The organism is Photobacterium sp. DNB23_23_1, assembly GCF_052873815.1.
This window is the reverse complement of the sequence record NZ_JBNNXT010000015.1, coordinates 94,917-117,128: the sequence shown is the minus strand read 5'-3', so window position 1 is coordinate 117,128 and position 22,212 is coordinate 94,917. Positions and strand designations below refer to the sequence as shown.

At 42.3% G+C, this 22,212-nt stretch carries 24 protein-coding genes and 1 pseudogene; 11 read left to right on the top strand and 14 right to left on the bottom strand.

Translation table 11 applies throughout. The features are described 5' to 3' along the window. Window positions 1–357 precede the first annotated feature (357 nt). Window positions 358–819: pseudogene (locus ACVA53_RS11930) on the top strand (helix-turn-helix domain-containing protein); the annotation flags it as partial. 39 nt (window positions 820–858) lie between these two features. Here the strand turns inward: ACVA53_RS11930 and ACVA53_RS11925 are convergent. Then, complete coding sequence (locus tag ACVA53_RS11925) at window positions 859–1,800, bottom strand: trypsin-like peptidase domain-containing protein (RefSeq protein ID WP_446505215.1); 942 nt, start codon at window positions 1,798–1,800, stop codon at window positions 859–861. A gap of 620 nt (window positions 1,801–2,420) precedes the next feature. Between ACVA53_RS11925 and ACVA53_RS11920 the strand changes: the two genes are divergently transcribed. Together ACVA53_RS11920 and ACVA53_RS11915 are read left to right on the top strand one after the other, a co-directional pair. Further along, on the top strand, window positions 2,421–2,573 hold the full coding sequence (locus ACVA53_RS11920) for a hypothetical protein (RefSeq protein ID WP_446505214.1): 153 nt from the start codon (window positions 2,421–2,423) through the stop codon (window positions 2,571–2,573). Window positions 2,574–2,713: 140 nt separating this feature from the next. Further along, complete coding sequence (locus tag ACVA53_RS11915; RefSeq protein ID WP_255040516.1) at window positions 2,714–3,070, top strand: TraR/DksA family transcriptional regulator; 357 nt, start codon at window positions 2,714–2,716, stop codon at window positions 3,068–3,070. Between the two features lie 22 nt (window positions 3,071–3,092). Here ACVA53_RS11915 and ACVA53_RS11910 read toward each other — a convergent pair whose 3' ends face one another. Continuing rightward, window positions 3,093–3,554, bottom strand: coding sequence for an NUDIX hydrolase (locus tag ACVA53_RS11910; RefSeq protein WP_446505213.1), 462 nt, complete (start codon window positions 3,552–3,554; stop codon window positions 3,093–3,095). A 353-nt stretch (window positions 3,555–3,907) separates the two neighbouring features. Here ACVA53_RS11910 and rpoS point away from each other — a divergent pair, with 353 nt between their 5' ends. Together rpoS and ACVA53_RS11900 are read left to right on the top strand one after the other, a co-directional pair. Beyond that, window positions 3,908–4,783 carry an RNA polymerase sigma factor RpoS gene (gene rpoS, locus ACVA53_RS11905; RefSeq protein WP_255040515.1) on the top strand — a complete coding sequence of 292 codons (876 nt, stop codon included), beginning with the start codon at window positions 3,908–3,910 and terminating at the stop codon, window positions 4,781–4,783. Between the two features lie 501 nt (window positions 4,784–5,284). Then, window positions 5,285–5,821 (top strand): DUF1439 domain-containing protein, encoded by a 537-nt coding sequence (locus tag ACVA53_RS11900; RefSeq protein ID WP_255040514.1) that lies wholly within the window; start codon window positions 5,285–5,287, stop codon window positions 5,819–5,821. 68 nt (window positions 5,822–5,889) lie between these two features. Here ACVA53_RS11900 and ACVA53_RS11895 read toward each other — a convergent pair whose 3' ends face one another. Continuing rightward, a complete protein-coding gene (locus ACVA53_RS11895) occupies window positions 5,890–6,180 on the bottom strand; it encodes a hypothetical protein (RefSeq protein WP_446505212.1) in 291 nt (96 codons plus the stop codon). Window positions 6,181–6,378: 198 nt separating this feature from the next. Continuing rightward, the gene (chrA, locus tag ACVA53_RS11890) at window positions 6,379–7,530 is read right to left on the bottom strand and encodes a chromate efflux transporter (protein ID WP_255040512.1); all 1,152 of its coding nucleotides are present in this window, start codon (window positions 7,528–7,530) and stop codon (window positions 6,379–6,381) included. A gap of 347 nt (window positions 7,531–7,877) precedes the next feature. On the opposite strand from chrA, the gene ACVA53_RS11885 reads away from it, so the two are divergent. Together ACVA53_RS11885 and ACVA53_RS11880 are read left to right on the top strand one after the other, a co-directional pair. Next, window positions 7,878–8,804 (top strand): LysR family transcriptional regulator, encoded by a 927-nt coding sequence (locus ACVA53_RS11885; protein ID WP_255040511.1) that lies wholly within the window; start codon window positions 7,878–7,880, stop codon window positions 8,802–8,804. A gap of 89 nt (window positions 8,805–8,893) precedes the next feature. After that, window positions 8,894–9,454: an OmpA family protein gene (locus tag ACVA53_RS11880; protein ID WP_255040510.1), complete on the top strand. Its 561-nt coding sequence runs from the start codon at window positions 8,894–8,896 to the stop codon at window positions 9,452–9,454. 48 nt (window positions 9,455–9,502) lie between these two features. Here ACVA53_RS11880 and ACVA53_RS11875 read toward each other — a convergent pair whose 3' ends face one another. After that, on the bottom strand, window positions 9,503–10,612 hold the full coding sequence (locus tag ACVA53_RS11875) for a 1-acyl-sn-glycerol-3-phosphate acyltransferase (protein WP_255040508.1): 1,110 nt from the start codon (window positions 10,610–10,612) through the stop codon (window positions 9,503–9,505). Window positions 10,613–10,885: 273 nt separating this feature from the next. On the opposite strand from ACVA53_RS11875, the gene ACVA53_RS11870 reads away from it, so the two are divergent. Further along, window positions 10,886–11,569: a hypothetical protein gene (locus ACVA53_RS11870; RefSeq protein ID WP_446505211.1), complete on the top strand. Its 684-nt coding sequence runs from the start codon at window positions 10,886–10,888 to the stop codon at window positions 11,567–11,569. Between the two features lie 101 nt (window positions 11,570–11,670). On the opposite strand, the gene ACVA53_RS11865 is transcribed toward ACVA53_RS11870, so the two are convergent. The 5 genes from ACVA53_RS11865 to ACVA53_RS11845 all read right to left on the bottom strand — a co-directional run bounded on the left by ACVA53_RS11865 (window position 11,671) and on the right by ACVA53_RS11845 (window position 16,284). Beyond that, window positions 11,671–12,573, bottom strand: coding sequence for a L,D-transpeptidase family protein (locus tag ACVA53_RS11865; RefSeq protein WP_255040506.1), 903 nt, complete (start codon window positions 12,571–12,573; stop codon window positions 11,671–11,673). Window positions 12,574–12,807: 234 nt separating this feature from the next. Further along, a complete protein-coding gene (locus ACVA53_RS11860; protein WP_255040505.1) occupies window positions 12,808–13,944 on the bottom strand; it encodes an acyl-CoA desaturase in 1,137 nt (378 codons plus the stop codon). Between the two features lie 139 nt (window positions 13,945–14,083). Then, window positions 14,084–14,728, bottom strand: a complete 645-nt coding sequence (locus ACVA53_RS11855; protein WP_446505210.1) for an SDR family oxidoreductase — start codon at window positions 14,726–14,728, stop codon at window positions 14,084–14,086. A gap of 110 nt (window positions 14,729–14,838) precedes the next feature. Continuing rightward, window positions 14,839–15,324: an acyl-CoA thioesterase gene (locus ACVA53_RS11850; protein WP_255040502.1), complete on the bottom strand. Its 486-nt coding sequence runs from the start codon at window positions 15,322–15,324 to the stop codon at window positions 14,839–14,841. A 189-nt stretch (window positions 15,325–15,513) separates the two neighbouring features. Continuing rightward, a complete protein-coding gene (locus ACVA53_RS11845) occupies window positions 15,514–16,284 on the bottom strand; it encodes a hypothetical protein (RefSeq protein ID WP_446505209.1) in 771 nt (256 codons plus the stop codon). A gap of 179 nt (window positions 16,285–16,463) precedes the next feature. Here ACVA53_RS11845 and ACVA53_RS11840 point away from each other — a divergent pair, with 179 nt between their 5' ends. The 3 genes from ACVA53_RS11840 (at window position 16,464) to ACVA53_RS11830 (ending at window position 18,725) form a co-directional block, all read left to right on the top strand. Continuing rightward, window positions 16,464–17,312: a lipase family protein gene (locus tag ACVA53_RS11840; protein WP_255040500.1), complete on the top strand. Its 849-nt coding sequence runs from the start codon at window positions 16,464–16,466 to the stop codon at window positions 17,310–17,312. Between the two features lie 93 nt (window positions 17,313–17,405). Further along, a complete protein-coding gene (locus ACVA53_RS11835) occupies window positions 17,406–18,134 on the top strand; it encodes a nitroreductase family protein (RefSeq protein ID WP_255040499.1) in 729 nt (242 codons plus the stop codon). Window positions 18,135–18,224: 90 nt separating this feature from the next. Then, window positions 18,225–18,725 (top strand): hypothetical protein, encoded by a 501-nt coding sequence (locus tag ACVA53_RS11830; protein ID WP_255040498.1) that lies wholly within the window; start codon window positions 18,225–18,227, stop codon window positions 18,723–18,725. A gap of 68 nt (window positions 18,726–18,793) precedes the next feature. Here the strand turns inward: ACVA53_RS11830 and ACVA53_RS11825 are convergent, their stop codons facing one another. The 4 genes from ACVA53_RS11825 to ACVA53_RS11810 all read right to left on the bottom strand — a co-directional run bounded on the left by ACVA53_RS11825 (window position 18,794) and on the right by ACVA53_RS11810 (window position 22,166). Beyond that, window positions 18,794–19,606: an alpha/beta fold hydrolase gene (locus tag ACVA53_RS11825; RefSeq protein WP_446505208.1), complete on the bottom strand. Its 813-nt coding sequence runs from the start codon at window positions 19,604–19,606 to the stop codon at window positions 18,794–18,796. A 31-nt stretch (window positions 19,607–19,637) separates the two neighbouring features. Then, a complete protein-coding gene (locus tag ACVA53_RS11820; RefSeq protein ID WP_446505219.1) occupies window positions 19,638–21,005 on the bottom strand; it encodes an MATE family efflux transporter in 1,368 nt (455 codons plus the stop codon). Window positions 21,006–21,127: 122 nt separating this feature from the next. Continuing rightward, window positions 21,128–21,706 carry a nucleoside triphosphate pyrophosphohydrolase family protein gene (locus ACVA53_RS11815; RefSeq protein ID WP_255040494.1) on the bottom strand — a complete coding sequence of 193 codons (579 nt, stop codon included), beginning with the start codon at window positions 21,704–21,706 and terminating at the stop codon, window positions 21,128–21,130. Window positions 21,707–21,809: 103 nt separating this feature from the next. After that, entirely contained in the window at window positions 21,810–22,166 is a 357-nt protein-coding gene (locus tag ACVA53_RS11810) for a YibL family ribosome-associated protein (protein ID WP_255040493.1), read from the bottom strand. Window positions 22,167–22,212: the final 46 nt, after the last annotated feature.

Genomic DNA, 22,212 nt, shown 5'->3' with positions numbered 1-22,212 from the left:
TGAGCCGGATATCGACTCGCTGCTTCCTTGGAACTTCGATTATTAAAGCGCGCCACGTGGGATCGTGGGGCGCTTACGTCTGTTCGATGCTTAATCCGCATTTAAAAAATCTAAAAATGTAGTTTTCACTTAGTTCATGATGTTTAGGCATTGAACGCTTTCCCTGTAAAGAAAACATACTAAACCATTGATTTATAATTTAATTTGCTGTTGAACATAACACGGCATAATGCGTACTGAAGGGTGTAGCCACAAAGCTAAAGTGTCTCTTTTCTACAAAGTGAAAATGTCCTGTTTTTCCTATGTTGATCAGACTCTGTCTGGTCTGTGTGAGATGAACTGAAGATGTTGTTAACCATGAATGATAAAGAGATTTTACGTCTGACTGCTATCCGTGATGTGTGTGAACACCGTATTCGTCATTCCGATGCTGCACGTATCCTTTCACTTAGCGTTCGCCAGGTACAACGTTTAGTGACACGTTTTCGTGAATCTGGTGCCGCTGGCCTTGTCCATCAACACCGAGGGAAACCGTCTTCGAATAAAATCAACTCAAGCATTCGTTACCATTGCTTGAGTTTGCTCAATCAAAAATACCCTGACTTTGGTCCAACGTTAGCTCATGAAAAACTCTCTGAGCTTCATGATATCCATGTTTCCGTTGAAACCTTACGCCAATGGATGATTGCCGATGGTCTCTGGGTTCCCCATGCCAAACGCAAACCGCGAGTTTATCAACCTCGTCATCGCCGTGATTGCCTGGGTGAACTGATTCAAATCGACGGCTCCCACCATGGCTGGTTTGAAGGTCGCAGTCCCTATATAGGCGTAAAAAAGCCCGCAATTGCGGGCTGATTATTATGCTTGATTCAGACAAACCAACGGCACAGAGAATTGCTTGCTTTTCTCGGCAATCTTTGAAGGTGGAAGTGATTTCTTATCTGAGGTCGTCTTATAGTCAATGCTTGATTCATTAAGGAAAATACTAAACATTGAAGATTTAATGGATTCTTTCTTCATGTCATCAGTAACTAACCCAATCACAGCACCATTTTCAGCGATCACAGGACCACCGACGTTACCTTGATCAACAGCATTTGTTGTTTTCATTATCCTGACATCATTTTTGCTTCCAGATGCAGAACTAATGATCCCGTCCGTAATTTTTCCTTGGTATGTAGGTGTCTTAGAGTTCACTACATCTGAAAGAACATAGCCATATGTGTAAGCACGGTCACCTTGAGTGGTTTGCTTGTTCAAGCTAATTGTCGCGAAAGACTCATTCGGTGTTAATGCCTTAAGGACAGCAATATTATTTCGTTTATCTACACGGACAACCGTTGTTTCAAGCAATTGGCCTGAGCGCTCATAATTGATTTTCGCACAGTCATCAATCATGTCACTTGTCGTTAAGATATTGACATTGTTTACAAAAAAACCAGCCCCTTTTTTGTAAGTGTTTGCCCTATAAACGATTCCCTGAGAAACGATATTAAAATTGTTTACTGTCGATGATTCAGATTGTGTAGAGATAGAACGCCCATTGACTTCTGTCACGCTACAATTATTACCACCTGAATCAATGCAGGTTTTCTTAGCTAGTTCTATTGCTTCAGATGTTGTTGGAGATCCCCAAGCTGCGCCAGCAACATTGTTTGTTCCAATCGCAAACGCTTTATTATTTGGCTTGGCTCTGTATTGATTATAAAGATTATCCGCGCTGTTTCCCGTGGTTTGGCATCCTGCCATTAGGGCAACTGACATTGCAATAATGCCATACTTAAATGATTTATTGTTCATTATTATCCATATGTATATAGGAGAGTAATACTATAAAACCCTATGCATTATATCGAGATAATATCATGTTTAATAACGATAAAATGTGGCCGCTATCAATTTGCATCCGTTTTATCATTGAGCAACTCAAGCTTGACGCTTTGCTTTTTCATGTTGAACTAGCATCTTCTTCAGCTCACTAAACACCGATTCATATACCTTAACCGATCAAAACAGCAGATAGCAGATGACCAGCATGGGCGGATTCACGCCCAACTCAGTAAACAGTTTAAGCCGTTCTCCCACATAAGCCCCCTAGCCTTTTTTCCCAAAACAGGCCGATAAACATAGCGGCAGTAAACGGAACTGTACCGTCTAATTACGATCAACAATAACCATCCTTTTTACGTGGAAATTTGAGTGTGTATGCGCCGATAATCACATCTGTAACGATGACTGAGACTCATATAGTTGCTTGTTCGTAGTCATGTTTAGTAATAGATGTCTCCACATCACCTACCCTTGTTCATCAACAACATTTATCGTGCCAAGCAGAGACTCGATTAGTCGAGGGATGAGATCTCTGCTTTAATAGAGCCATAGAGTATTTTATTTAATTGTTAATAAACAAGGTATTATAAATGTTTTCAATAGACGATCGTGTTGTGGCAACGAAAGGTACTGATCTTGGTGAGATGGTTGTTGCTGGCCTAAGCAGTGGCGGCTTTTGGGTACACGTAAAAGTTGATGGTATCGCACTGACTTACCCTGCTCGTGATTTAAAGAAAGCATAATTGCTACTCGTCGGTAACTTGATAAAGGTAACCACGGTTACCTTTTTTCGTTTCAGGTTTTAAAAAACTATGTAGCTATACTCTGCGCCATCGAGAAGCACTCTATACTTATGCATTGTGCCTTTCACTTGGAGAAGCTTATGGCCATTACCTATCATCCAGACTCCGATCTGGACGACGCAAAGATCAAACAGCTGCACGGTGAACTGCTACTTAAGCAAGAGCACTTCCGAGATGAAATCACCAAGCTAAGTAATCTCATTGCAAAAAAAGAAGACTGCTCAGTCACTGATGTTGCTGAAGCGGCTAACATACGCGAAGAAGCCGACAGAGCAATGGGCCTTGTCGATCAATATACTGAAACACTGGCACAAATTGAGAAGGCCTTATCCCATATGGAACATGGTACTTATGGCGTAAGTGATAAATCCGGCAATCCTATACCTTTCGAGCGCTTGAAAATTATTCCCTGGACTTCGAGCTGCGCCGATGACTGATAAGTCACCTTTACACTTTTCCTTAGCTATACAAATTATTCGTCTTAATGCATAACTGTGACGTTGACGATTGAGTAACGAAATACTGCCATACGTGCTGGTAAAATTTTCGCTGATTAGGATGTGGAGCTAGCTGCAAAGCTTCATCTAATGAACACCAACGGTAATCAGTGTGTTCGTTGTTCAACGTCACTTTTATCTCTGGATCACAATAGACAACAAAGCCAATAGCAATGAAGATTTGATCAGTTCGTGGATAATAAAACTGTTGTAAATAATCTGCATTGTATAATCGTGTTGCACACAGTTGTGTTTCTTCCTTTAGTTCACGAAGGAAAGCTTGCCATGCGGTCTCACTTTTCTCAATTTTACCAGCGACATGACACCAGTACCCTTCATCAGCTCTTTTTAACAGTAACATTTTAAACTGATGTTCTACCTTTGTTAAAACAACACCAGATACAAAGTTGGGTTTGAGCTGCATAATACGAACCTCTGTTAACCATTGGATACACTAATATTACATCTATTTACGATATCCCTTATGAATGCAAGGGCTCTAAGGGAAGACTATATGTGCACAACATACTGATTAAATAGACATTAACGAGTACATACTCTGAGCCAAAACGCTTAATTAACACTTTCATCTACTTGTAATGCATTTTTCATTTCAAAGAACTTTATCGCAATTACTTTACAGCATATTCTTGCTTTTATTCGAAAAGTCACCATGCCTCAATAGCATATGCATAAAGTTCATGGTAATGTGGAAATGTTAAAAAATAAAACAAACATATAACATATTTATTGGGTTGTCATTGTTAGGGGTAAGATATGGATATCAAAACACAAGATTCAAATAGCTTTGATGCTGATGTTATTCATCTGTATCTGCAAGAAATCGCGCACAAACCATTGTTGTCTAAAGAGGAAGAAGTTCTCCATAGCAGAAAGTGTTTACGTGGAGACAAATTTGCCAAGGCCACAATGATTGAAAGCAACCTGCGTTTAGTCGTGAGTATTGCCAAGAAATACCGCAACAGTGGCATGTCCCTCAGTGACTTAATCGATGAAGGAAATATCGGTTTAATCACTGCTGTTGAAAAATTTGATCCTGAGCGAGGGTTTAGGTTCTCAACCTATGCGACATGGTGGATTAAACAAACCATTGAACGTTCGATCCACAATCAAGCGCGTACGATAAGATTGCCTGTTCATGTGTCAAAAGAGATCAATACTATCCTGCGAACGCATAAGCAGCTAATGAAAAGTACTAACCAAGAACCAAGCCAGGAAGACATTGCTGCTAAACTCGAGCGCTCAGTTGAAGATATCTCGAGCGTACTTGCTTACGATGCACCTGTTGTTTCCATTGATCAACAGATCACCGATGATTCAGGCTCGCAAACTATTTCAGCTTTTATTGCCGACAATGAGGGTGAAAAGCCAGAAAGCGAACTTGACCGCCAAGATATCAGTAACCTTGCTATTACCATGCTTGAGAGCTTGAATAAGCGAGACAGAGAAATCCTGTGCCGCCGCTTTGGTCTTTTAGGTTATGAAGCTCAGACTCTACAGCAAGTTGCTGATGAAGTTGGTCTAACCCGTGAGCGTATTCGTCAATTACAAGTGAGCTCATTGAAAAAGCTCAAAAATACACTGAGCCGTGAAAATTACGATCTTGAGCTACTTTTTGCTGAAACTGCATAACATGATTATAAATAAATCGCTAAGCCTTCCTTTGGGAAGGCTTTTTGTTTTATGTAACCTTTATATCCATCATTTCATTTTTCTTTGATGGGCATTCAAATAATACCAACCAGGCGTACAAACCGCATCTTATTGTAACTACAGTAACTTCTGTGTCTTATCAGGAGTTTGAACATGCAAAATCACACCATACTTATATCCTTTCTTAGTGTTCTCATGTTTTTTGGCATCGAAATGGCATATGCCTCATCCAGTAAAAAGAAAGAGAAATGTGAAAAAGTTAATGACAAGATCACTAAAGTACAAAATAAAATGCGCAATGGATATACAACAAAACAAGGTGTCAAGTATCACAAACAATTGAATAAACTATATAAACAACAATTTGAATATTGTATATGAATAAACACTTTTATAACGAGCGATCTCGTATCTGAGCCGTTAATACGCTCTAGCTCTGATAATCTTTAAAGATAATTATTATTGCCAGAGGCGCTCATTTTGAAAATTTTCTATGCCCTATGCATATCATTTATTTTATCTTCATGCGCTAGTTACAGCGTCACCGAGCAGGAGATACAAGACTACCTTGATGATAGAAGCGGCTTTGAAAGAACCGTGGGAGTCAAAGGCTTAGCACACGCAAATATAAAGTTTGAAAATGTAAAAGTAGGTATTGGAAGGGTTGCCAATGACCGAGTAAACCTTGATGCAGATTCAAAAGCCCAGATATCCATCCAAGGGAAAAGCCCACAGCAACTACAAATAAAAGTGAACTTCAGTGCCGTACCCTACTACGACAAGGATGAAGGTGCTATCTTTCTAAATGACTTAAAAGTTGAGGACATCGACATACAGCCAAATGAACTGAACCTTCCAAGCAAACAGCTGTTGTCACCTATTGTTGAAATGGTTGGACAGTATTTATTGACAAGGCCAGTGTATCGCTTAAGCGATGAAGACTTTAAACAATCGATGCTGAAAACAGCAAGACCTGAGCTTTTAATCAAAAATCATGAGCTAGTGATTCAAATCTAACAAATAATGAGAGCATCAATATAAGATGATGCTCTCATTACATATGGCTATTAGCCAACTTTCAATTGTTATTGTTTTGAGCGCTCTAGAAAGTTTGTGCCAGCCGCCTCATCAATGATGTGAATCGCCCTTTCTGTTTCAAATGCTTTTCGCATTGCTTCCGCAGCATAATTTTTAATGGTAGATTCATGTGAACTAACAAAAACAAAGATAAATAAGCCAAGTGCAAATAAAGCGGCCAACATTGCCATGATGGTTCTTTGTACTATACGCTTTTCAGCTTCTTTCAATTGCCTCTCAAGTATCTCAATAACATCATAATTAGTGAGATTTGGTCTTATTTTTCTTTGATTTTTCATATATTTATTTATGACCAATAAATGCAGATTATTTGAGGCTACTTTAGCAATTGATTCTTAACTTTACCTTAATAGGCATTAAACATTGCTATAGCACATTGTTTTTATTAAGAGTAATATTTAATTGCTAATCTAATATAAAGTTATAGTGCATTAAGAGTTACAGAAAAACAGCCCGAAGGCTGCTATCTATAAGTTTCATGAATAAATTATCAACTGGTATCCGACAAATAAAAGAATCAAAACCCAGACAGGTATATTTCTGTATTTCAGTAAGTAGAAACCAATGAGTACAGCAACAACATCGAAAACCGAACTAATCGACGTTGAAATGACAGGATTAATAAATGCGCTGCCAAGCAGACCAACCACACATGCATTGACCAGTAAAATCGACACCTGCAGACGCTGATGCTTAAACAATGCCCCCCATGCCGGCAGGAAAGCAAACAATAATAAGCTCCCAGGGAGGAAAATAGCAATCGTGGCAAGTAGACTACCCAGTACAGGACTGTCAACAATGATGAAAGCACCTAAATAACTTGCCATTGTGAACATTGGACCAGGTACTAATTGTGCAGATGCATAAGCACTCAAGAATGTATCTGGTTCTACCATCCCTTCCATCATAGGTTCAAGTAGAGGAAGAACAACATGACCACCACCGAATACAAAGCTACCGGCTTGATAGAACACATTCAAAATGTTTAACACTTCAGACTGAGTCGCAACCAAAGGTAAACCAACAAGCAAAATGGCGAAGAACAAGAGAATACCAAGGTTAGGTTTAATCACGAGTTGACTAGCAACATCTAGATTACGGTGCTTTTGCGACGAAAGAATGAAACCTAGACAAGCAGCCAGTAAGATTGGGGCAATTTGGCCCAATAGACCAGAAGTGACAAACACACTCACTGCTGTCGCAACAGCGATGAGAGCTGTCAGTTTACTGGTGATATTTTTTTTATACATTCCCCACATCGCATCAGCAACAACTACAACAGCCAGCAATTTTGCCGCCTGAATGATCGTGCCGATGAAAGGCATATCATTGTAATGCTGGTTACCGATCGCCAAAAAAGTCAGCAACAAAAAAGACGGGAAAGTAAAACCGACAAATGCCGCAACAGCCCCTAAGTACCCTGCTTTTTTAAAACCGATATACATACCAAGTTGGCTACTCGCGGGACCAGGAAGAAACTGACATAAGGCTACCGCATGAGTGAAGTCTTGAACTGTAAGCCACTTCTTGTTCTGGACGAACTCTCGCTGGAAGTAACCTATATGAGCAGCAGGACCACCGAAACTATAAAGACCTAGCAGAAAAAACTGCCACATTACTTTGAACATAAAACCTCCTAATGAGGCTCAGATAATATCGCCAGAAAAACAATTAATGAAATCGTTATACTTAATCCAAAGCATCGATTTAGTTAATTCGCCTGTTATATATGCAAATGATAGCAAGATTTAATCGCTAATGATTAAACTCAAAGAACGTTTACCCACCGCTACCATTATCCCTACATGTAAACAATAACTGTTAGCTTATGTTTTTAAAGGGTTTATTTTTTGTATCTTTTTACTGATTACAGCATATTTTTATGGGTTTATGCCTGGGATGTCGATTAACAAACATTTTCCCTCATTCTGTTCAGTGATATAATTTCTTGGTTAACATGAAGTTGGTCTTACCTATGCTAGAAAATCTGCAACAAATGGTGATCCTTGCGACTGTCGGTCATGAACAAAATTTCACAAGGGCAGCAGAGCGTCTTGGGATCTCTAAATCTCAAGTCAGTAAACAAGTTCGTTTTTTGGAAGAACGCCTTGGTTGTCAGCTCGTACAGCGAAGTACCCGTACTGTCGCTTTGACAGAGATTGGCCTTCAATATGCAGAATATGGCCAGCAACTTCTCGATACAGTAAACGAAGCCGAAGCGCTTGTTGCAGGTTACCGCAATGAAATTAAGGGGGTGTTACGCATTGGTATTGCGCAGTCTTTCGGTAACCCCCATATCACTTCTGCACTAACTGAATTTCAAAAAGAACACCCTGGATTGGAATTAGAGGTCAGTCTATTTGACCACCGCCCTAACCTGCTTGAAGAAGGATTTGATTGCTGGGTAGCAATACATGAACACCCACCGGAAGGCATGGTTGCACGTCGACTTGCAGATTGTCATTTTGCCGTTGTTGCTTCACCTGACTACATTAAAGAAAATGGAGTGCCCAAGGTTCCAGGAGATTTACGTCAACACAACTGCATTACTTACCAAAGCCGAGAAAGAAAATATACAAACTGGGAATTCACCAAAGACGGTGTAAGGCAAGCCATTCGAGCGCGTGGTAATTATCGTATAGATAATGCCCCTGCAGTTCTCGATGCTGCTCTATCCGGGTTGGGCATAGCTTACCTAGCGACATACCTTATTACCGACGAAATTGAGACAGGTAAACTGATACAGCTATTACCTGAATGGAAAGCTGACGTTGAGTTACCTATTTATGCCGTCTATCCACGTCGTAAATACCTCGCACCGAAAGTGCGTTCGTTTATAGATTTCATGGCAGAACGTATGTCTGTTCCACCATATCGAACGCCTAATCCTGCAGCGCGTTGATCTACCTAAATATCTTAATTTCGCAGTTGTGATTCATTACAGATCAGCTAAACCTAACATATATGACTTAATAATTAGGTTTAGTTGGTTTGAAAAATCTAGCCCCCATTATCGCTTCAACTCTTTCACGCATCATGCTCGTTGCGTTTGTTGTGTTGGCTTTAGGCTGTGGTAATGGAAGTGACAACGTCACGCACACAACTACTGCACCATCATCTGGTAGTAATGAAAATGTGGTCCCAGATGCGCAGATATTGTTGGCCGAACTGCCTGAACTACGTACCACTGTTTATTTCGATAGCAAGAGCTATGACTTAACATCTGACGGGCAGCTGCTTTTAGACCCTATTGCAGTCCGATTACGTCAACATCCAGATAGCTATGTCATCGTTGTTGGCCACAGCGATGACTTTTCGAATGAAGATGATAACGTTGGGCTTTCTTATGAACGCGCTTTTACCATAGCCATTTATATATCTTCGGTTTTTGGTGTCGAAGAAGAGCGTATTCAAATAGTCTCAGCAGGCAGTACAGAGCCCTTGAGTTCAGGAAGCCGAGAGGTAGATAAACAACGAAACAGACGTGTTGAGGTCGTTTCACCTAAGTCGATAGTACGCACCTTAAGTCCTGCCAACGATGCAAAATTTTAAATCGTTACATTCAACGTTTAAAAAAGCAGCCACAAGGCTGCTTCCTTATTATTGATGTTTCTTCTGTGCAGGTATCGCGTACATCTGCTTGAGAATAGTAATGACACCATCGGGTAAGCCCGCAAACTTCTCGTTGAACCGAGCGACTTCGGCGTCATTAACTGAGCTATCGGCCATATCAGCTGCGATATAGTTAGCAGGGAACAAGTGGTAGTTAGCGGTGATCTGACGATCAATCTCCTCAGCTAATTGTTCAGGCGTGTCAAAGTCAGCACCAATCGCATCGCCAAAGCTGACGTGAATACGCCGTTTTTGCCCTACGATACCTTGGATGATGCTATCTATATCTTCAAGCTCACCTTTTTCATAACTACCTTCAGTTTGCTTCTGATAAAGCTCTTTTGCCTTTGCTACATCACACGGATCGTTTTCATAAGAAATGGCAACAGGTACAATGTTTAACTGAGCCATGTAGTTAGAAAATTCGATTTTCTGCTTACGGCCATCCATGTAAAACATTTTAAGGATGGCTGGATCTGTCTTGTCATTCCCATCTTTAGCGCGCCCTTCTTTTTGAGCGATCCAGATGGAGTTGCCCGTCTCTAAAGAGTGGGAAATATAGTTAGAAAGCAAACCCAGCGTTTTCATCATTTCACGCGGGCCTTTCGCAGAGCGTTTAACAATGAAACTTTTGTTAAGGCGCATTAGCTCTGTCACACAAGGTTTCTTGAGCAAGTTGTCGCCAATGGCAATACGAACCGTATTGAAATTGTTATTAAACAGGCACCAATTCACCATCGCCGGATCCATCGCAATATCCCTGTGGTTAGACACAAAGAGGTAAGACTGCTTCGGGTCAAGCTTATCAAGCCCAGTAAATGTGACACCGTCACAAGAGTGGTCAATTGTTGCATGCATGTATTTTGCAATTTGACGCTGAACATCATCGACTGTCTTGATGTTTGACCACTTGTTAATCAGAAAGCGTTTAATCAGCGGTGTAAGCAGCCAACCAAATACACCTGATAGCTGTGGAAAACGGTAATTGAGAATGGCGTTAATAAATTCGTTATCGTTAACCAAACGCGTAATAGCCCCACTGACTTCATCGTCATTGTATGGGCGAATTTCTTTGTAGATATCGTTATTAGACTGCACTGTAATGCTTCATAAGTTGAACAAACTGCGACATTTTACGCATGTTTATTTGATTTACCCAATGACATCCTCCTAACAACGTAATGGTTGGAGGTCTTACCAGGTAAAATCGGATTAATTTCAATCACTTTACCCCCTTGATGCTGTAATGTCTGCCTAACCGCTAACATTTCTAGCCAAAAAAACACCATTTATCTGTTAAAATTCCCCGACCAGTTGACGCATGCAACAAAAGCGAACAACATGTGTCAGCGAAATTGCTAGAGATTAACTATGAAACAAGCTATTGAATATTCACTGCATCAACATACTTTTCTTGACGTCGGATCTAGAAAAAAAAGTCATACTGCCTATATGCTTATCATGACATCAGGATGTGCATTTATCCGTTTAGGCAAAGCTGAATATACAGTGACTGCCGGAAATGGCTTTTTCATCCCATTCGATTGCCTCCATGCTGTCACTATGATGCCTGGGTCAACGTGTAGTAAGGTCGAGTTTTCCCCTCGCCTAACAATGGCCATTTGTCGTGAAGCAGGGTTCGTTCGGATGACACCTCTCATCAATGCGCTTTCCAAAGAGCTAAATAAATGGCTAAACATGGGCAATGAGATCACTTTGGAAGGCGAAAGTGGTAACTTACTCAGAGTATTGGCTGATCAGGTCGCTAAGCTGAAGGTCAATAGTAAGTCAACTAGCCCGGGGTTAAGTGGTCATCAGCAACTATCCTTAACGTCGCTACTTAAAGGTGACAAGGTAACAGACAGTAAGGCGCTAAAGGAAATTTCCACCTACACAGGCTTCTCTGCGAAAGAAATTGAATCTTGTGTGCTCATGCGTGAGGTGCTGAAACTGTCTCGCTCAGGTCGCAAAATCTCGCAAATTGCCGAGGCATTGAATACCTCCCCAGAAATCATTTCTTCGTTGGCCCTTCCCGTGTTGGGCAAAGCGCTATAAAAAAAGCCACCGACTGGTGGCTTTTTTTGTTCTATAGCTTTACCTTGGAATTTCAATCATGCAGACATATCTGCCAGCTTGAGAATATTAGGTAAAAAATATTAATTCAGCCTTTGAGGTACCCCAGACTGTTTTAGCAAAGCAACGTCAAGGTTTTGATATCCTTCATCGCTTCCAGCCACCTCGGCCAATAGGCTGTCAGGTGCCTTCACCGTCTTGAATTCGCCCATTTGTTTCTCACTTCTGGACAACGGTTCGTGAACTTCTACATATACGCTACCATCAGGCTCCACGGTGTGCTTCAAAGGCTGATTGATGATCTGAACCCGAGTACCACGCGACACTTGGTGAAACAACCACTCAACGTCCCATGGATTCATTCGTATACAACCGGAGCTAACTCGCATACCGATCCCAAAATCTTTATTAGTTCCATGGATCAAATACTGCCCGCTGCCGTATGACAACCTCATTGCATATTCACCAAGTGGATTTTCAGGACCCGCAGGCACCACTCCAGGTAACTCAATGTTGTACTTTTCACGGTATTCTTTACGAATATTCGCAGTGGGGGTCCAAGTAGGACCTTCAGTCATTTGGCTTATGCTGGTCGTCATTTTAGGTGTCTCACGCCCTACACGACCTATTCCGATTGGGAATACATACATTTTTTCACTGTTTTTAGGGAAATAATACAACCGTAGCTCGGCAAGGTTGATGACTATCCCCTGTCGTTTTGCATTGGGTAAGACCAGTTGCATTGGTACGGTCAGTAACGAGCCTGGTGTAGGCAAGAAAGGATCAGCTCCGGGATTTGCTGCCATCAGCTGCAAAAGACCAATATTGTACCTGTTGGCAATATCAAGCAGACTATCTCCCTTAACGACCTGGTAGTACTCCATGACGCCTACTAATTTACTATCGGCATCAGGCTTTTGATATTCAACCGCTTGAACAGAGCACGACATTACACCAGCGAGTAGCATTATTAACAAGCGTCTCACACCAGTACCTCCATCTCTACATCCCCTAATTATGGCAAATCTCATTCAGCGCGATATTACGAATAACAGCGTTTGCAAAAATGAGACAACATTCGACGATTTTACTGGTGACCATGTCTTCTTACGTCAACAAAAAGTCAATGATTTACCAAAAGCTTAACTTGTGACCACTTATTAAGTCAAAAAAGGCGGGGAAACTCCCCGCCTTTGGTTATCAATGTATAGTATACCTAATCAAACATATTGTGCCGTAAGCTGCTGCCATGAGCGCTGCTGTTCTTCGAGTCGTCGTTTCATTTCGTTATATTGCTGCAAGAATTCAAAGCTCTCATAATGCTTGAGTAACTTCTTCTTTTTTAGTTCCAACAGCCGCTTTTTAGCATCGTAATAGTCAGCAATCTTTTGCACTAGCAGTTCGTATTCTTCATCAAGCCTTGCCAGTTTAAGTTGCGTGCTGTGGTTAGTTGCTCGATTATCCATCAACTTTTTCTGCACTCGCTTGTGCAGCATTCTGACCTTAGCCTTCTCAATACGATCTTCAGGACTGGTACGTAAATTTCTGGTTGCCCCAATCCATGACAGAGATTTGATTAACCACTTGGTAGGATCAAATTGCCACCAGCGAATGCCATTACGGTAATCATTTTCAAATATATGGTGAAAGTTATGGTAACCCTCACCGAAAGTTAGGAAGGCCAACAAACCATTGTCACGGGCGGTATTCTTTTCAGTGTAAGGTTGAGAGCCCCAGATGTGGGCCAATGAATTAATGAAAAATGTTGTATGGTGACTCAGTACAAGCCTGACAACACCGACCAACAAAAGCGCTCCCCAAACGTCACCGTGAATCAAACCGAATAAAAATGGAATGCCGAAGTTAGTCAAAACGGCTAGCAGTACATAGTATTTATGTTGCCACATGACGATCTTATCTTTTTGCAAATCACGGCAGTTCGAATAATCGTTATAACGGCTCGCTTGATACTCTCTCAGCATCCAGCCGATATGACTATAGAAGAAGCCCATCTTGGCGGAATAAGGGTCCTTGTCATTGTTGTCGACATAACGATGATGTATGCGATGGTCAGATGACCAATGCAAAATACTATTCTGTAGGGCAAATGCACCACCTATGGCAAATATACACCTAACGACAGTATTCGCTTCATACGTTTTATGCGACCAAAGCCGATGGTAACCGGCAGTTATCGACATGCCACAGAACGAAAAAGCAATAAGCAGCATTAGCCATTGTGCACCATCAAAGCCAACAAAATAGGCATATAAAGGTGTCGCAATCACAGCAACAAGAAAAGTAAGGGCAAATATCGTAACGTTTAGCCACAATACGGCAGGTTTGGTCGAGGTCATCCTTTTGATCCTATCCATTGAGCGTACAACTGTAAGCTAGAATAACGTTCATACACTTTTGCGTCAATTAATTAAATATTAGCAATAAAAAAAGCCATCATGGCTGATGGCTTGTAGAAATAAATAGAACCAGTGGTGTTTAATTGTTGAAGTTACGTGTAAAGACAGGATCGACACACGCATAGATCTTACCAATGGAAGTGTCGTCCAAAAGTAACGTTTGGATTAATCTTGCAACTTCGCTTCGTGTAATCAAACCATGCACTTCCCCTTGGCTCGATAATACCCCTTGCTCAGTAGCTTCACCGTCTTGGAGGCCCCCAGGGCGAAGAATGGTGTAATCCAACGGACTGGTTGCTAACCATGACTCCGCGAGACTTTTTTCCCTAACAGCTTGACCAAATACCGCTTTTGCTTTGTCGGATAAATACGCCCATGAATCACCACATCCAAGCGATGTTACCATGACAAAACGACGTATACTTCGCTGTTCAAGTTCATTGATTGCCATTCGATGACCGATGTAATCAACAGGGTTATCGGCTTGGAAACTACCCATGGTTGAAACAGCTACAACGTCTTTTGGTACATCCTCAAGGAATGACTTGATACTGTTCTGTTCTAGCGCATCACCAAGTGTCACTTTAACACCAAGCTCTTCCAATGCGGCTGCACTCTCAGGTTTACGGACCATCGCATAGACATCAATATCCCTTTCACGGAAATGACGAGCAACAGCAAATCCTAATCCACGACTAGCTCCAAACAAAACAACAGGTTTCATTCTTTTCTCACCTCAAAAAAATAACGATAATGATTATAACTATCATTATCGCTATTTGTGATATTCATTTCATTTAGTTGATCTACCCCAAGAAAACCTTGGTTTTCCGATCACTTTATATACGTTACGTGCGCTTCCATCTCTTCGCCAATCTCTTTACGCATATTCATTAGGCGAATAGCTGATTCCCTGAGAGCTATATCTTCTTCCGTTTCTGGTAACCACTCTGGTACCTCTGCAGACTGACCATTTTCGTCCACCGCAACCATAATCACGATACAGTGTGTGGTCAGTTGGTTTTTCAATTCCTTCGGATCACTGGCTTGCACGTCAATCGCAATATGCATTGATGAGCGACCGGTATAAATAACCTTGGCGGTTACCTCGACCAAATTGCCAACATGGATAGGTTTAACAAAGCGAATACCACCAGCATAGGCCGTTATACAATACATACCGCTCCAACCTGCCGAACATGCATACGCCGCCAAGTCGATCCACTTCATCACGGCTCCGCCGTGCACCTTACCACCAAAGTTTACGTCACCCGGCTCAGCCAAGAACCTCAGTGTTACTTCACGCTGCCTGTTACTCATATCGACTCCTGCTAAAGGCATTGGCTGTATTTCATGTAAATCATTATTAACAGAAAAACAACAACAATCCTATTGCTAGTTCACGCATTGCGTAACTCACACAACCGTAATCCATTCTAATAAAGGAATAATGAAAAAAGCGCCATCAGGCGCTTTCTAACGATATGCAAAAAAGTGGTGAATATCGCGTTACGAATCTTGCCCTACCGTGGCTAATTGAGACTGTAACTGAGCTATCTGTTGTTTAAGATCTGAATTTTGCTGAGTTAATGCCTGATTTTCCTTAGCTGTTTCAGCCTTTTCAGATTCAAGTTGAGTAACCTGCTCCTCAAGTTGTTTACTGGTTTCGCTAGCAGCCTCTAAATCTGCTTTCACTTTTCGTGCATTACGCTGCGCTGTTTGTTTTGCCCTATTCGCTTTAGTGACCTCAGCCTGATGAGCAACAACTGTTTGGTTCAATTCATTCAGCTGACTTTCTTTCTCTGCCACTATGCCAGATAGCTCGCTCTCTGTGGCTTTCGCCTCTTCTAGTGCTTGTGCAAGCTTATCTGCTGAACTTGTTGGCAAGCCAGCCAATGCACTCCATTGATCAGCCATATTTCTTGTTATTTGATCCATAAGATCAAAAGGAAAGCACAGCGACTGCTGTTGATCTTGATGGTAAACAAGCTGCTTATCCATTTCTTCGATTAATTTAAGACTCTGCTGATAGCTATGCTCTAACATCTGCTTAGTACTATCCACCGTCATAGCCTCAATGGCCTTTCCAGCCAGCATCATGCTTTGAAAATGCTTAACAAGAGATTCAGACTGAGTCGCCTCGGTGAGTTTAATCAAAGGGTGCGTATTTAAGCCATATTCCATCATGTTGTTACCTGCCATGTATCTACATTTAATAGTTAAAAAAGTATGAAAAACCAGCCATCTATTCTTATAGCAAATTGAGCGTACGTTGAACAAACATTAGGCAATACATTTCATAAAATTTGATCTACACGCAATGATTTATTCATCCTACTAGGCATGCATGACAGTTTTTATTTCACATCGTGATCATCATCAAACCGCATTTATTATTCGAAATGTCACATACTTAAGCTATACATTTTAGTTATCTAGTAGGTAAGGATCAGCATTGAATGAAACCTCTGAAGCGATACCAATACGAGCGCTACGCCATTCTTTGTAACCTTGCTTACCCCCCAACCTTCAATCACACCTTATATGGATTTGATAAAAATGGTCGCCATGAAATCACTGATCGCTGGGGCAGATCCATCATTCGTATATTATGGGGGGAGAGAAATGAAGTCGTTGTCGTGTTTAAGGGATCACAAAGTCTCTCGGATTGGCTCATTAACCTAGCCTTCTTTCCCAAGAAGATTCAGTCTGGCGATCAGTTCTGTCATGTTCACTGGGGCTATTATTCACTGCTTGAGCAAAGCAGTAAAACCAATACCATCAGACCTAACCCACACTTAAGTGAGGCGATGAATACTGAATTCATGCAGGCGAGTGAGAAGAATGTTAAACAAACAGCATTGACGCTATATCAACAGATCGAGTCAGTTCTGCTTCCTTTGATAGCACAAGGTAAACGAATAACCCTTACAGGTCACTCCTCGGGAGGTGCGATGGCCATATTGGTTGCTCATCGCCTATACCAAACCCAACCCGCCGCTGTTAAACGGATTGTCACGTTTGGTCAACCCGCGGCAGGCTTCTGGAATTTCAAGCAACAATACCCTTTGGCTAAACGGACGTACCGAATTTGCTGCGACCTGGATATTGTGACCTTTCTACCACCGATCCCTTTTATGTTCTGGCATGTCGGAAAAGTCCTCTGGTTGCATAATGGTAAGATTTACGAAGATACTCCGACGTTATCGCGATTATATCGCTCTATTATCAGTTGGGTTCTCAGGCCCATTACCTATCACTACATGAATAAATACATTAGAAACAAAGATTTCTTTGATAAACACTGAAACATTCTCTGTGGTCTATATAGGCGTTCCACTAAAACAGGTATAGTTATCCTAGGTTTTCAACTTTAATGTCTAAAGGCCACTGCCCCTAACATGTCTGAATCTACTATTGTCTTTACCGATCTTATCCATTCCCGTCGTTCAGTTCGAAAATATGACCAATCAGCCTCTTTTGAGCACCAAGCTGTTTCGCGCTCACTACAATTAGCGACACTGTCACCCAATAGCTCAAATATGCAGTTATGGGAATTCCACCGCGTTATCAGCGCAGAGAAACGAGACCAACTCGCTCAATACTGTATGGGCCAAAATGCGGCTAAAACTGCAAATGAATTGGTTGCCTTTGTCGTTACGCCACATAAATGGAAAGGCCGAGCAGAAATGAATGCTGCCACAATTCGAGGGGCTTTCGAAGGGCGCGAAGATGCGACAGCAAAACGTGCAGTAAAGTATTACGAAAAACTGATCCCGTTTGTCTATCACAATGATCGCTTTGGGATCTTTGGACTGGGCCGAAAAATCGTCAGTGCTTTGCTCGGCATGAAAAAGCCAATGGTAAGAGAAGTCAGTAAAGCTGACTTGCGCGTTTGTTTACACAAAAGCAGCTCACTGGCCGCAATGACCTTCATGACTGCAATGCGTGCAGAGGGCTATGATACCTGCCCCATGGAGGGATTCGACTCCAAGCGGGCTAAGACACTGCTCGGATTACATAAAGATGCTGAAATCACTATGATTATCAGCTGCGGCAAACGCTCGGATGATGGTATTTATAGCGAAAGACACCGCGTTGCTAATGATGAGGTTATAATCAGTCATTAATTAAGCAAATAAGTCGCAAGCCATACCCTCAAGGTTTCTTTTGCGGTATGGTGTTGGCAATCAAAGTAAAATATACGGTCAGTAGTCTAGATGAAACAGCTCATCGAACGAAAAAGCCGGTGGATGGCAAGCCATATCACCGATGCGGAGTTTCCAACCCCTCTCAGTGAAAAAGGTCTTGCCTTATATCAGGATACCCAAGCAACTGTAGAGTTTGGTCCTTACCAAGCTTGCGACTCCTCCAGCTCTGACTCGCTGTCCATCTACCCTGTGGATTGTCATCCACTCACTATCCGATACGCACTTGTCCTTGCCAATCGCTGGCAAAATAACACCGACAAAGAAGCCGTCATTGAATATCTCACTCAAATCATGTTTGAAGATAATTCACCGGCACAACTATATGTCGGGTTCTTCAAAGGCAAACCTGCGGCCTGTGGTATGGTCTTTAATGATAATGAACACGGCTCTCTGATCTGCGATATTGCCGCAATACCGCTACCGAATCAGCAGCAGTTGGTTGCTGAAATGCAACAATCACTAGCAACCAAAGCAATAAACCAGCCTCTTTATAGTGAGCAGCTTGGTTAAATGAAAACAATCCAATTAAAAAGAGCCAGTCATTCTGTGACTGGCTCTTTTGTATCTATCAAATAGGTTTATTTAGTCAAGTGTTTGGCAAGAAATGCTGACAGCCTATCGGTCACGAAGTCGGCTTGCTCAAGATTACTGATATGGCCAGCATTAGGGATCAATACAAACTCACTGCCTGTTATGCCATCATGCATTAATTGAGACTCGAGAACCGGCCTCATTTTATCTTGAGCACCAACCATAATCAGAGTTGGTAGCGCAAACATTTCAGCGTCTTCAAACATATCCCGCCGACCAAACACCATTCGACCCGCTTTAACCAACGCCAATGCTTGCTCTTTATCGGCCGACAGCAATTGCTCGCGGAAGTGGACACGAACAGGGTTGTCTTTCTCTAATACCGCAAACTGGCGTTCTTCAAAGAATTCAACGGTTTCAATTGGTAACGCCGATTGTGCTTCAACCTCTGCCAAATGCGCAAAATACTTAGTGTGGACAACCTCGGGCTCCAAACCAACAAAGGTATCCATCAGAACAAGGCACTTAACCCGGGCCGGCGCATTGATCACTAGCTCTGTTGCCCACATACCACCTGATGATAAACCGATAAGCGACACGTTATCGATCTCCAGATGGTCGAGAAGGCAAAGTACATCATTGGCATAATCTTTCAAACTACGTGTTGCTTCTGGTGCTGATGAAGAACGACCATGTCCCCAAAAGTCTGGGACAATACAACGGTATGACTGGCTTAATACTTCCACTTGTGGCGCCCACATAGTGCTGTCCCACAAATAGCTATGACCAAAAACGAGAACAGGGCCTGAGCCAATATCCTGATAATGCATCGTCTGGTCATTAAGAGTAAAAGTTTTCATGCAATCTAATCCATCTTCTTGTTTTATTAGGTTAATACGAGGCTGTGTTAGCAAATTTCGCTTCAACCGCTCGCATACCTCGCTGATAACAATTCCAAGCAGTAATGCCAGCCAACACATTGCCAATCATGGCGCCAATAAAGAGTCCTTGAATACCACCGTATTGTGCTCCAAGCCAAAGCAGCGGTAAAAAACAGACAAACAGGCGCAGAGCTGAAATAACCAGTGCTCGCATTGGCATGGTAAGCGCATTACAAATAGACACCATCAACATACAGATACCAAGCGGGCCAAGGCTTAATGGTACCCAGGTTAAATGAAGTGACAAAATATCGCCGACCGCTGATTCACTCGTCAGTAATGACGTCAAAGGCGATAAAACCATATACAAGATAACCGCGATCGCGAACTGCCACACCAATACAAACTTCACGGAAAGTGAAACCAAAGACTTAATCTTGCCGATTTCGCCCTTCCCTAGCCAACGACCGACCATCGGTGGCATCGACATGGTCAGAGCTAATATAATCACAATCGAAAAGAACTCTAGTCTAGAGCCCAGTGCCCATGCTGCAACGGTAGCAGCGCCGAAACCCGCAACCAACTTAGTTGCTAGCATCGATGACAAAGGTGGCAGCAACTGACTGAGCATAGCTGGGGCCATGATGTTTACAAGCTCATTGACTGAAGCCAGAATATCCAAGCCTTTCCAGTCGAAGCTCAACCAATGTCGCTGTATCACTTTGGGAAACACGGCAATCATTCCGACACTGAAAGCAACAACCGTTGCCCAAGCGGCCCCCACTAACCCCATATCGAAAGTGAAAATAAACAGTGGGTCTAGCACCATGTTAAGCAAACTGGTCACGACCATCATGATACCGGGTAGCATTGTATTGCCATTGGCACGACATAAGCTATAGGCAAAGTACAACATCGCCCCACACCAAGAACTTGCCAACCATGCCGGCCAGTAGCTATCTATAACGGGATAGACGTCTGCAGGAGCACTGAGTAATTGCAAAATACCATGTCGAGAAAACCAGATAAGGAGACAGATTAACAGCACACTGATCGCGCCGGTGATAACCACCAGCCCACCAAGTTGCTTGGCTCGTTGGTAATCTCCACTCCCCAAGACACGTGAAATAAGTGACGTTGTCGCAATGCCTAGCCCAACTTGAAGACCAATGATCACCATTTGCATAGGAAGCGTGAAACCTTGCGCAGCCAAGGGCAATACACCAAGTTGACCGATAAAAGCACTATCTACCAGCTGGAAACTCATCAGGGAAAGTACACCAAACAGCATCGGCCAAGTCATATCGAACAGCTGGCGGCCAAGCGATATACCAGAAGAATGCGGCTGAGGTTTGGGGGGCATAGATTTTGAGGACATGGGTTTAGAAGGCATAGGGTTGAGCGCCTTTTTCTTAATTACTGCAGGCTATATACAAAAAAACTCGGTAGAGAGAATACTTTGTTCTCATCTTACCGAGCTATAAATACAACAAACTTGAGTTACGCTGTCACCAACTTAACTAAATCAGCTGGGCGGTAGTATACCGACTTCAGAACTTTGCCTTGACGAACAAGCTTTCCACCGAGATCTACATCTTTCGCACACTTGGCAATAATAAACTCGCCCTTCTGGCTACCGGTGATCTCGACACCTTGCTCGGCGTAGAAAGCTTTTGTTTCTTCAAATTCTTTTTCGTTGCGGCAAACCTTGCTCATGTTGCTTGAATGTACTTCATCCCAGCAAGATACAAAGTCAAAGCCTAAACGCGTCGCGATCTGAAGTAGGAGGTCGATAAGGTAGCTGATACCGATATTAGACTCTACTTTCTCATCACCGAGGTGAACCAGACGCCCCATTAGGACATATACCGAATCCACAATCGCATCAGCTTGCTCAACCAGTGAATCAGCCTCCGCCAATTCTGTTAACTCTTCGACCGCCAATGATGTGTGTAATGCATCAGCCTGTTCGTTCAAACTGGAAGGCGACTCGATATCCAAGTCAAAAGTATTACGAAATTCGCGGATATCACGGTAAAGGTGATCGAACAGTGCTTGATCCAAAACAGACAGCTTCATGCAACTTTCCTTTAAGTCAAATCAACACTGAGGAATTAGTCATTCCCCAGAAAGTAACGAATCAGCCGTTGGGCACGACTGATTGTTCAAAATAAGCTTTTATTTAAAAAGCTTTTGGCGCAAAACCAGTAACAACGCTAATGCCCATTTCACGGCCAAGTGCTGTCATTGGGTGAACAACAACTAAACCCTTAACTGATTTTTTCAGTTTGCCCATATCGGCCTGCTCAGCTTTTGTTAGTGGACGATTGAAAGCCAGTGACTTCACATCCGAGCCTTTTTTGTTAAGTTCGTGCTTAGAGCGGCCCTTAACTTTATTAATCTTTTTGGTAATGGTCTCGATTTCTTGTGTAGCCTGACCTGCAATCGCCTGATCACCACGCTCTTCTGCTCCAGCCAACTTACGGCGAAGTTTATCTAAACGGTTATTTAGACTCTGAAGCTCTTGATTTAAATTCATGTAGTTACCTTATTTTACTTCACAATATCCCGTAACCTGATGCCGA

Bases quoted from the DNA above. Each gene is read 5' to 3' on its own strand.
- ACVA53_RS11925 (WP_446505215.1), bottom strand. From the start codon at position 1,800: ATGAACAATAAATCATTTAAGTATGGCATTATTGCAATGTCAGTTGCC.
- ACVA53_RS11920 (WP_446505214.1), top strand. From the start codon at position 2,421: ATGTTTTCAATAGACGATCGTGTTGTGGCAACGAAAGGTACTGATCTT.
- ACVA53_RS11915 (WP_255040516.1), top strand. From the start codon at position 2,714: ATGGCCATTACCTATCATCCAGACTCCGATCTGGACGACGCAAAGATC.
- ACVA53_RS11910 (WP_446505213.1), bottom strand. From the start codon at position 3,554: ATGCAGCTCAAACCCAACTTTGTATCTGGTGTTGTTTTAACAAAGGTA.
- rpoS (WP_255040515.1), top strand. From the start codon at position 3,908: ATGGATATCAAAACACAAGATTCAAATAGCTTTGATGCTGATGTTATT.
- ACVA53_RS11895 (WP_446505212.1), bottom strand. From the start codon at position 6,180: ATGAAAAATCAAAGAAAAATAAGACCAAATCTCACTAATTATGATGTT.
- chrA (WP_255040512.1), bottom strand. From the start codon at position 7,530: ATGTTCAAAGTAATGTGGCAGTTTTTTCTGCTAGGTCTTTATAGTTTC.
- ACVA53_RS11885 (WP_255040511.1), top strand. From the start codon at position 7,878: ATGCTAGAAAATCTGCAACAAATGGTGATCCTTGCGACTGTCGGTCAT.
- ACVA53_RS11870 (WP_446505211.1), top strand. From the start codon at position 10,886: ATGAAACAAGCTATTGAATATTCACTGCATCAACATACTTTTCTTGAC.
- ACVA53_RS11860 (WP_255040505.1), bottom strand. From the start codon at position 13,944: ATGACCTCGACCAAACCTGCCGTATTGTGGCTAAACGTTACGATATTT.
- ACVA53_RS11855 (WP_446505210.1), bottom strand. From the start codon at position 14,728: ATGAAACCTGTTGTTTTGTTTGGAGCTAGTCGTGGATTAGGATTTGCT.
- ACVA53_RS11850 (WP_255040502.1), bottom strand. From the start codon at position 15,324: ATGAGTAACAGGCAGCGTGAAGTAACACTGAGGTTCTTGGCTGAGCCG.
- ACVA53_RS11840 (WP_255040500.1), top strand. From the start codon at position 16,464: ATGAAACCTCTGAAGCGATACCAATACGAGCGCTACGCCATTCTTTGT.
- ACVA53_RS11835 (WP_255040499.1), top strand. From the start codon at position 17,406: ATGTCTGAATCTACTATTGTCTTTACCGATCTTATCCATTCCCGTCGT.
- ACVA53_RS11830 (WP_255040498.1), top strand. From the start codon at position 18,225: ATGAAACAGCTCATCGAACGAAAAAGCCGGTGGATGGCAAGCCATATC.
- ACVA53_RS11825 (WP_446505208.1), bottom strand. From the start codon at position 19,606: ATGAAAACTTTTACTCTTAATGACCAGACGATGCATTATCAGGATATT.
- ACVA53_RS11820 (WP_446505219.1), bottom strand. From the start codon at position 21,005: ATGTCCTCAAAATCTATGCCCCCCAAACCTCAGCCGCATTCTTCTGGT.
- ACVA53_RS11815 (WP_255040494.1), bottom strand. From the start codon at position 21,706: ATGAAGCTGTCTGTTTTGGATCAAGCACTGTTCGATCACCTTTACCGT.
- ACVA53_RS11810 (WP_255040493.1), bottom strand. From the start codon at position 22,166: ATGAATTTAAATCAAGAGCTTCAGAGTCTAAATAACCGTTTAGATAAA.